The sequence below is a fragment of the Streptomyces noursei ATCC 11455 genome (genome assembly GCF_001704275.1).
GTDB classification, from domain to species: Bacteria; Actinomycetota; Actinomycetes; order Streptomycetales; family Streptomycetaceae; genus Streptomyces; species Streptomyces noursei.
This window is the reverse complement of record NZ_CP011533.1, coordinates 308,545-320,579: the sequence shown is the minus strand read 5'-3', so window position 1 is coordinate 320,579 and position 12,035 is coordinate 308,545. Positions and strand designations below refer to the sequence as shown.

Sequence of the window (12,035 nt, the reverse complement as noted above, 5' to 3'; positions counted from 1 at the left end):
ACCCCGGTCCCTCGAGTCGCCGTTAACCCTGGTAGATCCGGCCACAATCGGCACACTGGCGTTAGGGGCAACAGTACTGGCGTGCGGGGTTGGGATCTTGGACACAAAACTTGATGAAAAAACAGCCGGAGGGATAACAAGAAAGGAAAAAATCGCAGGTTACTGGAATGGCACTTATCCTGACAAAAATGGCAAACCTACAACTAAAGGTGCGATAATGGCAGTCTGGAAAGTGGTGAAATACTACGGGAAGGGCTGCCTTGGTGGAGTAGTTGACCTTGTGAAGAAAATGAAAGAGGTTATCTTCAAAAAGCTAAATGACGAGCAGAAGAAGATCGAAGAAGATTTAGCGAAAAAGATCGGCATAGGAATCGATAAGGCACTGACCGGCCTAAAGGAGGCGGATGTGGATAAATCTCAGGCTGATATCAAAAAGGGAGTCGAAGAGGCCGACAACGCTAGCTAGAAGGGCATGCACACGTCCTGATACTTAACCTAAGCCGGGAGGCCTATTCACGGGGGTTTCAACCATCGTTCTTGATCACGAGGACGGCCCTGCTCGGTAGCGTGACGTTTGAGAGAGCGTCAGTTAACCACCGTGGCAGGGCCGTTGAGCTGGAACATTACGACAGGACTGGACACCGAGCAACTTGACGGGCTGGTCGCACGAGTTCACCAAGAGCTCGTGCAGGATCCGGACCCACCGGTGATGCCGGGGCGGATGTGGGCGCTGGGCCTGTACAAGTCGGTGGTGTTGGTGCTGTTCCTGCTGCGGCAGAACCCAGTCCAGGAGGTGGCCGCCGAGTTGTTCGGGATCTCCCAGGCCACCGTCTCCAGGAGGTGGACGGCCCTGCTGCCGATGGTGGAGAAGGTCCTGGCCACGCACGTTCCCGATCCCACCGAGGCCTCTGCCGGCCGGATCGTACTCGTGGATGGCACCTTGGTCACGACGTGGGACTGGTCCAGCGAGGGCACCACGATGTTCTCCGGCAAGCACCGCGACACCGGCTTCAACCTGCAGATCGCCGCCACTCTCGCCGGCGACCTGCTCGCGGTCTCCGCGCCGGTGCCCGGCAGCCGGCACGACATGCACGCCTGGCGCCAGTCCCACTTCCCCGAGGCCTTCGCCGAACGCGAGGGCATAGGCGACCTGGGCTACGCCGGCTCCTGACTGTTCACCCCCAGGCGCAAGCCGCCCGGCCAGGAACGATCCGCCGGAGACAAGAGAGCCAACCGCTCCGTCAACACGCTCCGAGCCGCAGTCGAACGGGCCATCGCGCACCTGAAGAACTGGAAGATTCTCGCCACCCGCTACCGCGGCCCCCTCACCCGCTTCCCCGACATCGTCAAGACCGTCACCGCCCTCACCTTCTACACAAGAGGCTGGTGAGGCCTACGTGAATAACCCTCCAGGACTGCGAAACCTCAAGGGCCCGGCAGGAGACGGCGTGCGGCACCCGGTGGCTGGCCCTCTGGTCGGCGATGAAGTCCGCAACCCTCACTTCGTCGCCTCCTTCACCCACAGGACCACCGATCGCTTGAGGACATCACGTTCCATCCGCAGCTCGTGAATCTCCCGGCGCAGCCGCGCGAGCTCGGCCCGCTCATCGGGGTCCAAGCCAGCCCGGGCGGCCTCCTTCTCCCGGGAGATCCAGGTCGCCAGCGTGCCCTCGTTGATCCCCAGATCCCTCGCGACCTGTGCCACGGGCTTCCCCGTCTCACGGACAATCCGAACGGCCCCGGCCCGGAACTCCGCGTCGTACCTCTTGCATATCTCTGACATCAAACTTCCCCATAGCAGACATCTCCACACTACGAGGGGAAGCACAGGCAACGTGACGCCCCGCTGACAAGGGTTGACACACGACAGGAATTGTCACACGCTCTTAAAAGCGTGGTGCTGCACGCGCACGGCTCTTGCAAGGTCGCTGTGGTCTCGTGAATGTGCTGGTCAACTGCAGTGTGACCGGAAATGCCGAAGCTCCGTTGATATGGGTGAGCTACTGTACCAACTCGCCTGCAAACAACGGAGATGCTTCGATGTGCCGTCAGTCTGCCATGTCTGCATTCGTGTTGTCGCGTTCTGTCCTCTCCCTCTCGACGGCCACGTCGTCACCGCCGACGCAATGCGCACCCAGACCAGCCACGCCGAGCAGATCACCGCCCGGGGCGCCCACTCCATCCCAGCCTTCAAGGACAACCCGAGGCACTCCCGCCGCCAGCTGCGGCACCTGCCCTGACAGGAGGCCCCACTTCAACACCGCACCCACAAACGGGCGCACGGAAGAGACAAGATCCGCCGCCTGAAGGTCTACACGGTCCGGCCGACCCTGCCCTTTCCACACGCGGTCCAGGCCATCAAGCTCAAGCGCCGCCGCACCCACCGCACGACCGGCAAGACCACCCTCACCTCGCCCCTGCGGTCACCAGCCTCACTCCTGGACAGGCCAACCCCGCCCAGCTCACCGAATTAACCCACGGGCACCGGCAGGTCAAGACCTGACACTCCAACTACTCGACCTCGAAACCTGGAGGGTTATTCACGTAGGCCTCACCAGCCTCTTGTGTAGAAGGTGAGGGCGGTGACGGTCTTGACGATGTCGGGGAAGCGGGTGAGGGGGCCGCGGTAGCGGGTGGCGAGAATCTTCCAGTTCTTCAGGTGCGCGATGGCCCGTTCGACTGCGGCTCGGAGCGTGTTGACGGAGCGGTTGGCTCTCTTGTCTCCGGCGGATCGTTCCTGGCCGGGCGGCTTGCGCCTGGGGGTGAACAGTCGGGAGCCGGCGTAGCCCAGGTCGCCTATGCCCTCGCGTTCGGCGAAGGCCTCGGGGAAGTGGGACTGGCGCCAGGCGTGCATGTCGTGCCGGCTGCCGGGCACCGGCGCGGAGACCGCGAGCAGGTCGCCGGCGAGAGTGGCGGCGGTCTGCAGGTTGAAGCCGGTGTCGCGGTGCTTGCCGGAGAACATCGTGGTGCCCTCGCTGGACCAGTCCCACGTCGTGACCAAGGTGCCATCCACGAGTACGATCCGGCCGGCAGAGGCCTCGGTGGGATCGGGAACGTGCGTGGCCAGGACCTTCTCCACCATCGGCAGCAGGGCCGTCCATCGCCTGGAGACGGTGGCCTGGGAGATCCCGAACAACTCGGCGGCCACCTCCTGGACTGGGTTCTGCCGCAGCAGGAACAGCACCAACACCACCGACTTGTACAGGCCCAGCGCCCACATCCGCCCCGGCATCACCGGCGGATCCGGATCCTGCACGAGCTCTTGGTGAACTCGTGCGACCAGCCCGTCAAGTTGCTCGGTGTCCAGTCCTGTCGTAATGTTCCAGCTCAACGGCCCTGCCACGGTAGTTAACTGACGCTCTCTCAAACGTCACGCTACCGAGCAGGGCCGTCCTCGTGATCAAGAACGATGGTTGAAACCCCCGTGAATAGGCCTCCTGAGAATGCATCAGCCCTGTCAGCGAGCTGGCGGCCCCTCATACAAGATCGAGGCACGTACTTCCGTCGAAGCACGGACATTCATGGTCCGTGCCACGCCCACGGAATCACAAGAATAGGAGAATGCTGAATGTTTCGTGCAATCACATCCCGATTAGCCACAGCTACAGCATTAGCAGGAGGTCTATTCACGGGGGTTTTCGGCCTGCTGTTCTTGATCACGAGGGCGGCCCTGCTGGGTAGCGTGACGTTTGCGACGACGTCAGTTTTCTACCGGGGCAGGGCCGTTGGGCTGGAACGTTACGACAGGGCTGGATGCCGATCAACTTGATGGGCTAGTCACACGGGAGCCTTGACCCTTGATCCTGGACACGCGAGACACTGGATCCTGAGGATCTGAGAACGGGCATCTCGTGGTCATGAAGAACTATCCGCCGCAGTTCAAGGTGGACGCGGTCGCGTTGTACCAGTCGCGGCCCGGGGCGACGATCCGGCAGGTCGCTGCCGATCTGGGGATCAATCCCGAGACCTTGCGGAACTGGGTCCGGGCAGCTGGCGCGAGCCGGCCGCGGGGGCGGCGGGCGGAGGTGCCGACCGAGCCGCCGACGCCGTTGGAGGCGGAGAACGCCGCTCTGCGGAAGAAGGTCCGCGAGTTGGAGGAGGAACGCGAGATCCTGCGCAAGGCGGCGAAGTATTTCGCCGGGGAGACGCGCTGGTGAACCGCTTCCAGTTCGTTGCCGACCACCAGCGCCGCTACGGCGTGAAGCGGCTGTGCACCATCCTCGGCATCGCCCGTTCCAGTTTCTACTACTGGCGTCGAACGGCCGCGGATCGGGCCCGGGGGGGATGTCAACTGGTTTGTGTGTGATGCCTGTTGTGCTCTGTTGGTCTGGTTCCTGCCGTTGGTTACTGTCGGTTGATGGTTAGAGGGGGAGCCGGTCGCCGAAGCGGATCTTGAACTGGTTCATGGCGCGGGTCCAGCCGAGGGTCCCGGTCCCGCGGATCCGGCCGGCGGGGACTTTGGTTCCGTGGCCGTCGATGTGCCTGCCCTCGATGTTGCGGATGCCGAGGTAGAGCATCTTCAGGGCGGCGTCGTCGGACGGGAAGTGCCCGCTGGTCTTGACGAGTTTGCGCAGGTTGCGGTTCATGGACTCAATCGCATTGGTCGTGTAGATGACGCGGCGGATGTCCTGGTCGAAGTCGAGGAACGGGATGAACTGGGCCCAGGCGTTCTCGAACACGCTGATCGTGCCGGGATACTGCCGCCCCCACTCCTCGCGGACGGCCTCGAGGGCTTCGAGGGCGGCGGTCTCGTCGACGGCGGTGTAGACGGGCTTGAGGGCGGCGGCGACCTTCTTGCGGTCGGTGGAGTTCACGTATTTCAGCGCCGACCTGATCAAGTGAACGACGCACGTCTGCGTGACCGCCTGGGGCCAGACGGCCTCGATCGCCTCCGGCAGGCCCTTGAGGCCGTCACAGCACACCACGAGGGCGTCGGCCAGGCCTCGGTGCTTGAGCTGGGTCAGCACGTGCAGCCAGAACTTGGCACCTTCGTTGTCCTGGAGCCAGATGCCCGGGACGTTCTTGATGCCGTCCACGTCGACGCCGATGACCAGGTGGGCGGCCTTGTTGACGACGTGTCCGTTGTCCCGGACCTTGATCCGGATCGCATCCACATACAAGATCGGGTAGCACTCGTCCAGCGGCCGGTGCTGCCAGGACTGCACCTCATCGGCGATGACGTCGGTGACCTTCGAGACCAGCGCCGGGGACACCTCGGCGCCGTAGACCTCGTGCAGGTGGGCGGTGATGTCACGGGTCGTCATGCCGCGCGCGTAGAGCGACAGGATCATCTCGTCGACCTGCCCCAGCCTGCGGGTCCCCTTCGGCACGATCCGCGGCTCGAACTCGCCCTTGCGGTCTCGCGGCACGTCGAGTTCGACCGGGCCGGCCGTGGTCGTCACCGTCTTCGGGTACGAGCCGTTGCGGTTGTTCCCGCTGCCCCGCCCGGCCGGATCGCCGGCCTCGTAGCCGAGGTGGTCGCTCATCTCGGCCTGCAGGGCCCGCTCGATGACCTGCTTCATCATCTGCTGCAACAGACCGCCCCGGCCGTCCAGACCGATCCCGGAGTCCTTCGCGTCCGCGATCAGCGCGTCGATCGCCTCCGGCGACAGCACCCGCTTCACCCGCTCCGCAGCCTCGGCACGGTGCATCTCGTCGTCCTGCCTCGATATCACGCTGTGTCACTTTCCGTTCAGGGCAGGAACCGGACTCAACAGGAGCAATCATCGCTCACTCACACAACCTGGTGTACACCCTCCGCCCGGGCGGCGGCCGACGCTCGCCTCGCCGTCCGGATACGGGCCGTGCACCGTGAGTCGGACGGCACCTATGGCGTCCCCAGGATCACCGCCGAGCTCCGCGAGGCGGGTGAGCGCGTCAACCACAAGCGGATCGCGCGTGTGATGCGCAGCATCGGCCTGGCAGGCGTGCGGCTGCGTCGCAGGCATCGCACCACTGTCGCGGACCCGGCCGCGGCGAAGGCCCCGGACCTCATCGGCCGCGACTTCACGGCAAGCGAGCCGAACACGAAGTACGTCGGCGACATTACCTATCTCCCGCTGGACGGTGGGAAGTTCCTGTATTTGGCCACTGTCATCGACCTCGCCTTACGCCGCCTGGTCGGCTGGGCGATCGCGGACCGCATGCGCACCGACCTCGTCACCGACGCCCTGGCCGCCGCCGAACATACCCGCGGCAGCCTCGCCGGAGCGGTCATGCACACCGACCACGGCGCCCAGTACACCAGCCGAGCCTTCGCCGACGCCTGCCGCCAAGCCGGCGTCCGCCAGTCCATGAGCGCCATCGGCTCCAGCGCGGACAACGCGCTCGCCGAGTCCTTCAACGCAACGTTCAAACGCGAAACACTCCAGGGCCGCAGGACCTGGTCCAGTGAACGCGAGGCTCGCCTCGACGCGTTCCGCTGGCTCAACCGCTACAACACCCGACGCCGTCACTCCCGCCTCGGACAACGCAGCCCGATCGCCTACGAGACAGCCTCCGAAACAACATCAACTACGCCGACACCAGCCGCATAACCCGTGTCCAGGATTCAGGGTCAAGGCCCGTCCGCGATCAGCACGAAGGGCCGGATGCACTTCATGGTGTTCACCGAGACCTTCGACGCCGACGTCATATGCCGCTTCCTCGACCGGCTCGCGGGCCACTTCGACCACAAGGTGCACCTCGTCGTGGACGGCCACTCCGCCCACCGCTCCCGCCAGGTCCGCGCCTGGCTCGCCGATCACCCCGACCGCATCGAGCTGCACTTCCTGCCGCCGTACTCGCCGGAGCTGAACCCCGACGAACTGGTCAACGCCGACCTCAAACGCAGCCTGCCGATGCACAGCCGGGCCCGCGACCAAGTCCAACTCGCCACCGAAACCCGCACGTTCTTCCACCGCCGCCAACGCCAGCCACACATCGTCCGCGGATACTTCGGCGGCCCACACGTCCGCTACACCATCGAATAGAACCCTTTGAGTTTCGGATCAATACTTCTTCGACCGGGAGGCGTTCGAGGCGGGAGATGTTGGGTTGGGCGGTGCCCATACGAACCGCGGCCTCTGCTTGGGTGAGGCCTGTGTGCTCCCTCAGTTCCGAGAGGCTCATTCGTCGCCCTTGCCGTACCTGCGGAAAGCAGTGGTGTCGATCCCCCATGGACCGAAGGGGACCTTGTCGCCGAAAATGTAGGGCTTGCTGCTCTGGTACTTGCCATGGTATGGCTCATCATGGACCGTGATAGTGCCGTCCCGCGGATCGACAATCATATACAGGCCGATGCCCATCGCAGGGTAGTCGGCCATCTTGTCAACATAATCGTTGCTTGGGTTAGACTTCGACACCACCTCAATACATGCCAGAACCTCATGTGGGGCGAGGCAATCCCGGTCAGAGTCGAGTGCCTCCTCGTCACACACCAGAACGTCAGGCCGACGCAGACGGCCGAGCCTCGGATCTTCAACCTCAGGCCCAGTTTCCGCAATCCACCCCGGATGCGTGGCGCGGATCTGTTGGTTAATCTGGTCCCGGACCCGACCAGCGATTCTCTCGTGCCGGTTGACTGGGCTCATCATCGTCAAGACCGGACCGCCGGCGCCGATCTCCACCGTCCAGGCACCCTCGAGATGCTGGGCGTATTTCGACAGCTCATCGGCGATCTTCCGCAACCGCGCATAGTCCAGGCTCACGCCTATAGAGTATCAGTGAACCTCTTTCATCCTGCCTCTGCGAGGGTGAAATGCCTGGTCAGAGGGGAGTTAGTGACAAGACAGGGCCCCTGGTCGTTGCTGTGGTGACATCACTCATCACGCAGCGTCCGAGGAGCCCTGTTGGTTCCGTATTCTTCCATGCGCGACGTCCCGCACGAACTCGTTGAGCACGTTTCCTGGCTGATCCATGCCCGCCGGCAGGAGCTGAACTCGCCCTGGCGACGGCTCGGTTGCTTCAAGCAGGCCCTACTGGTGTTGGCGCACTTTCGGAAGAACGAGACGTTCGCGCAGGTCGGAGCCGGTTTCGGGGTATCGGAGGCGACGGCTTGGCGGTACGTGGACGAGACCTTGATGATCCTCGCCTCGTGGGCACCCGGCCTGCGCGAGGCCCTGGTGGGCCTGGGTGAGGGCGACTTCGTCGTCGTTGACGGGACACTGATCCCCACCGACCGCATCGCCGCAGACGAGCCGTACTACAGCCAAAAACACAAGCGGCACGGAATGAACGTGCAGGTCATCGCGTCCCCAGACGGCACTCCACTGTGGTTCTCCCGCGCGTTGCCCGGACGCACCCACGACCTGACCGCGGCACGGGCTCACGGCATCGTCCAGGCCTGCCTCACCAGGCAGATCCTCGTCCTGGCCGACCGCGCCTACCAAGGCGCCGGCGCAACCGTCCGCACCCCCTACAAGAACCACCGCGAACAACCCGACCACTACCAACTGTTCAACCGCGACCACGCCCGCCTCCGAGCACCAGGCGAACGCGCCTTCGCCCAACTCAAGCAATGGCGGACCCTCCGCCAGGCACGATGCTCAACCAACCGCATCAGCCGCATCGTCCAGGCCGTTCACACGCTCCTGACCTGCGACTACTCAGGATGAAAGAGGTTCAGTGAGGTGTTCTCAGCGAAAGGGGTGCGGTCCGGGCTGGTGAAGACGTGAAGCCCCTGGTAGGAACGGGTCTGCCAAGATCACGTTCCTGAATCCCAGAGGCTTCACGATGGTTCGCTATTCTGCCATGCTCGACGTGCCACGCCCGGTGGTGGAGTACTTGTCCCGGCTGTTGGCCGCGCACCGCCGTGCGATCGGCACGCCGAAGGGATCGCGGGCACTGGGCCCGTTCCGCCAGGCGGTGTTGATACTGCGCTGGTTCCGGGAGAAGAGGTGTGTGCACTGCGCCGCGGTGGATGCTGGGATCTCGCAAGCCACCGGCTACCGCTACCTTCATGAAGGCATCGGCGTTCTCGCGGGGCAGGCCCCTGACCTGCACGAAGTCCTCCAGCAGTGCCGGCGCGAGGGGACGAGCCATGTGGTCCTGGACGGCACACTGATCGAGTGTGACCGGCTCGCCGGGGCGCGGGAGACGGGGACGGACTGGTGGTACTCAGCCAAGCACAAGGCCTTCGGTGGGAATATCCAGTTCCTCTCTGCCCCCGACGGTACCCCGCTGTGGGTTTCCGACGTCGAGCCCGGCTCCGTTCCAGACATCACCGCCACTCGACACCACGTGCTACCCGCGCTCTACAAGGCGGCCGCCGAAGGCCTGCCGACCCTGGCCGACAAGGGCTACCAAGGCGCCGGCATCGGAGTGCACACCCCCATCAAGCGGCCCTGCGGCCGCTCCGAGAAAGCTCTGCATGTCAACAACCGCACCTACAACCAACTCCTCCGCGGCATCCGAGCACTGGGCGAACGCACCGCCGCTGAACTCAAGCAACGCTGGCGGGCCCTACAGCACGTTACCCTCAGCCCCAGCCGCATCGGCGCCATCGCCCAAGCCGCCCTCACCCTCAACAACCAATGGAAATAACCCCCGTTGAGAAAACCTCAATCGATCGCACGGACGGCCATCGCGGCAGCCTGCCGGTCGGTCAGGTTCTCGGCGAACTGAAGCACCGTGACCAGCGACAGCACCGCCGGCGCCATCCCCGGGGCACCACGGACCCCGAAGGCACCGGTGAACGGCTCGTCGGCGAAGACCTCCGCCAAGCGGTCCCGCACCCGCATCGCCAGGCTCCCCTTCGGGAACGCCGCCCGGGCCACCACAACAGTCTGCTCCGGAATCTCCGGCAGCCCCTTCACCCGCAACGACATCCGCATCATCTCCCCAGCGGCCGCACGACAAGAAAACGACCACCAGGGCAATCATCTCGCCAACACCCACTGCCCCACAGCGAATTGCGCAGCAGAGTCGCCCCGCCCCGAACACCGATGCAAAGCAACGGACTTGACCAGACACACAGTGGCAGACTGGCGGCACATCGGGGCTCCGGTTCAGCAGAACGACTTGGCGGTCGCCTGCTTCAACCAGAGCCCCGTTGCTCATGGAACGGCCCGACCGGACATCGCCACAACGCCGTGATCAGCACATTCACTTGATCACCTGGACTTTGGAACGGCCCTGGGTACGCTCCCCATCACAGGCGACAATCACCATCGTCACCAGCTCCAGAAGCTCTTCCTCGAGGTCGCATGCGGCAGGATAGGAGAACACGGGTCAATGACATCTCTGGCGATGCCCTCTACCTCTGGGGCGTTGAGAGAGTGCTAGTTACTTTCGACCTTGAAGGGCTTCCCTTTGCCGCCGGACCAAGAAGGAAGATCCAGCGTCCCGGTAGCTCCGGGCGTCAGGTGGACGGAAGGGACAATGTGTTCTCGAACACCTTCACTGGTCTCATGCTTGATAGTGAACCCGTAGTTGGCATCAGAACCAGACTTGGACCGACTAAGGGTAAGCTTACTATCATCGGGAGCGATATCGAAGGTGGTGGCGCCTTCACCCTTGAGTTGCGCGTTCCCCTCAAGCTCATAGTAGTCCCCATTGTGGCCATTCGACAGAGCCAACGTCGGACTCTGCGCATCGTTGGTCTTATAAGTAACCCTCTCCGTATTGCCAGAGACATCGAGAACGTGGACATCGCCGGGCTTCAGATCGATATCTTCAATTCTAAAGGTGCGAGATCCTGAGGATATGTCTACGCCCGTCTTCGCCTCGGCCTTTAGGTTGGCGCCATCGATAGTTAGATTGAAATTGGTCCCAGCCGGGATGGCGTACTCGGGTTCAGGATTCTCTGCAGAAGTGTTAACGCCATCGGCTAAATCTGGGCGAACTTTGGCACCGGGTATTTCGTTTACGACTTTCCCGTCAAGGAAGCCAGTACGGCGCCCCTTATCATCTGTAATCAGCAGATGAGCGTGCTGCTCAGTAAACGATCCGTTGAGAGAAATCTCCGTCTCTGTGGCCGACTGCTGGCTGACGCTATCCACATCGAACGGTGCCGGTGACTGCTGGACACTAGGCGATGCCGGATCCAGCAATACGGGTGGACCGCCTTCACCGCCCCCCCAATCTAAATCCGCATATGACCAAGTATTCCTGCTTCGATCGAAATTCATCACCTGCTCTTCACCGGGGTGGTTATTGTCATAAATGAGAACGTCGTATTCTCCGTTACCTTTATCCTTTACGGCATAGGGCGTGACGGCGTGACCAACCGAGCCATCTTGCTTATAGAAGGAAAGGGTGTATCCCTCGGGATCTTCCGGCTTCAAGACCTCAATCAGCTTATCCAGTATCTGATTCGGAGGGCCTGCGATACGGCCCGACTGAACCTTTGCCAAACTGAAGCTAGACCAACTGTACGCGAGCTGATGCTGGAGCGGAAGGTTGCCTTCTACTCTAAGTTCCGGTACCTTGTCGGCGCCGAAGGAGTTGGAATGAAGGTGCTCTTTCTTCCACATTAAAAGGCTCGCAACCGAGAAGCCGTAGCAATGACCGCCCTTCATGTATTCATTGTTTTCTTTCATCCAGTCCGCGGCCTGCGGGGTGAGCGTGCATTCATCCGTGCGTCCACCGACACAAACACCATCTCCGAACATCTTACGCATCTCAACTTCAGATAATCCGGCGGCTTCTTCGCCGGGGGTGGCCTCTGAGCCATAGTTTGCGAATCCGAAGCCATCTCTCTCCGGGCGAAATCCGTCATCCGCCACAACCCCAGCATCTGACTTGAACGCCAATCCGCTTTCGATTTTTTTGCTTTTACCGTACTTGCCAATTGTGACACTTTCACCCGCAAAACTCCGACCACCCAACGTGTCGCCCTGAGCTGCGGCAATCGCAGGCGAATCAGCGGCCAGCCCGATAGCGGAAAGTGTCAAGGATATCGCTGTAGCCCCGGCAAGATGACACCATCCATATTTCGGCATAATATTCCCCTTCCCTCGAAAGGTTTCATCCTAAGTGGAATCCTTCAAAGTGATCGAACGAAACTGCAGGGCAGATACGCGAGACGCTCTGCCCAGAGTGAGTAGCGCGGTCCT

Annotated in this window: 12 protein-coding genes and 3 pseudogenes; 8 read left to right on the top strand and 7 right to left on the bottom strand. The window is 62.5% G+C overall.

The features are described from left to right. Positions 1 to 97: 97 nt before the first annotated feature. Together SNOUR_RS45910 and SNOUR_RS47765 are read left to right on the top strand one after the other, a co-directional pair. Complete coding sequence (locus SNOUR_RS45910; RefSeq protein ID WP_159425763.1) at positions 98 to 466, top strand: hypothetical protein; 369 nt, start codon at positions 98 to 100, stop codon at positions 464 to 466. Positions 467 to 709: 243 nt separating this feature from the next. Next, a pseudogene (locus SNOUR_RS47765) lies at positions 710 to 1,390 on the top strand (transposase). Between the two features lie 108 nt (positions 1,391 to 1,498). On the opposite strand, the gene SNOUR_RS01390 reads toward SNOUR_RS47765, so the two are convergent. Both SNOUR_RS01390 and SNOUR_RS01385 read right to left on the bottom strand, forming a co-directional pair. Further along, complete coding sequence (locus SNOUR_RS01390; protein WP_067343144.1) at positions 1,499 to 1,783, bottom strand: transposase; 285 nt, start codon at positions 1,781 to 1,783, stop codon at positions 1,499 to 1,501. A gap of 768 nt (positions 1,784 to 2,551) precedes the next feature. Beyond that, positions 2,552 to 3,331: a transposase family protein gene (locus SNOUR_RS01385; protein ID WP_159425762.1), complete on the bottom strand. Its 780-nt coding sequence runs from the start codon at positions 3,329 to 3,331 to the stop codon at positions 2,552 to 2,554. A gap of 526 nt (positions 3,332 to 3,857) precedes the next feature. Here SNOUR_RS01385 and SNOUR_RS01380 point away from each other — a divergent pair. Continuing rightward, positions 3,858 to 4,157 carry a transposase gene (locus SNOUR_RS01380; RefSeq protein ID WP_079142021.1) on the top strand — a complete coding sequence of 100 codons (300 nt, stop codon included), beginning with the start codon at positions 3,858 to 3,860 and terminating at the stop codon, positions 4,155 to 4,157. Further along, a complete protein-coding gene (locus tag SNOUR_RS45905; RefSeq protein WP_159425761.1) occupies positions 4,154 to 4,306 on the top strand; it encodes a hypothetical protein in 153 nt (50 codons plus the stop codon). The genes SNOUR_RS01380 and SNOUR_RS45905 overlap by 4 nt, the downstream gene beginning before the upstream one ends. Before the next feature lie 55 nt (positions 4,307 to 4,361). On the opposite strand, the gene SNOUR_RS01375 is transcribed toward SNOUR_RS45905, so the two are convergent. Further along, a complete protein-coding gene (locus SNOUR_RS01375) occupies positions 4,362 to 5,651 on the bottom strand; it encodes an IS256 family transposase (protein WP_067343128.1) in 1,290 nt (429 codons plus the stop codon). On the opposite strand from SNOUR_RS01375, the gene SNOUR_RS45125 reads away from it, so the two are divergent. Then, positions 5,646 to 6,536 (top strand): IS3 family transposase, encoded by an 891-nt coding sequence (locus tag SNOUR_RS45125; protein ID WP_079142019.1) that lies wholly within the window; start codon positions 5,646 to 5,648, stop codon positions 6,534 to 6,536. The genes SNOUR_RS01375 and SNOUR_RS45125 overlap by 6 nt on opposite strands. A gap of 54 nt (positions 6,537 to 6,590) precedes the next feature. Then, positions 6,591 to 6,971, top strand: a complete 381-nt coding sequence (locus SNOUR_RS01365) for a transposase (RefSeq protein ID WP_446677938.1) — start codon at positions 6,591 to 6,593, stop codon at positions 6,969 to 6,971. A 135-nt stretch (positions 6,972 to 7,106) separates the two neighbouring features. On the opposite strand, the gene SNOUR_RS01360 is transcribed toward SNOUR_RS01365, so the two are convergent. Next, positions 7,107 to 7,688 carry a Uma2 family endonuclease gene (locus tag SNOUR_RS01360; protein ID WP_067343142.1) on the bottom strand — a complete coding sequence of 194 codons (582 nt, stop codon included), beginning with the start codon at positions 7,686 to 7,688 and terminating at the stop codon, positions 7,107 to 7,109. A 101-nt stretch (positions 7,689 to 7,789) separates the two neighbouring features. Between SNOUR_RS01360 and SNOUR_RS01355 the strand changes: the two are divergent. Together SNOUR_RS01355 and SNOUR_RS01350 are read left to right on the top strand one after the other, a co-directional pair. Then, positions 7,790 to 8,594: pseudogene (locus SNOUR_RS01355) on the top strand (transposase family protein). A gap of 118 nt (positions 8,595 to 8,712) precedes the next feature. Next, positions 8,713 to 9,522 (top strand): transposase family protein, encoded by an 810-nt coding sequence (locus SNOUR_RS01350; protein WP_067343140.1) that lies wholly within the window; start codon positions 8,713 to 8,715, stop codon positions 9,520 to 9,522. A gap of 26 nt (positions 9,523 to 9,548) precedes the next feature. Here the strand turns inward: SNOUR_RS01350 and SNOUR_RS01345 are convergent. The 3 genes and pseudogenes from SNOUR_RS01345 to SNOUR_RS45900 all read right to left on the bottom strand — a co-directional run. Then, positions 9,549 to 9,806, bottom strand: a pseudogene (locus SNOUR_RS01345) (IS5/IS1182 family transposase); the annotation flags it as partial. Between the two features lie 277 nt (positions 9,807 to 10,083). Further along, on the bottom strand, positions 10,084 to 10,206 hold the full coding sequence (locus SNOUR_RS47760) for a hypothetical protein (protein WP_312631589.1): 123 nt from the start codon (positions 10,204 to 10,206) through the stop codon (positions 10,084 to 10,086). A 53-nt stretch (positions 10,207 to 10,259) separates the two neighbouring features. Continuing rightward, positions 10,260 to 11,873: a hypothetical protein gene (locus tag SNOUR_RS45900; RefSeq protein WP_159425759.1), complete on the bottom strand. Its 1,614-nt coding sequence runs from the start codon at positions 11,871 to 11,873 to the stop codon at positions 10,260 to 10,262. Between the last annotated feature and the right edge of the window lie 162 nt (positions 11,874 to 12,035).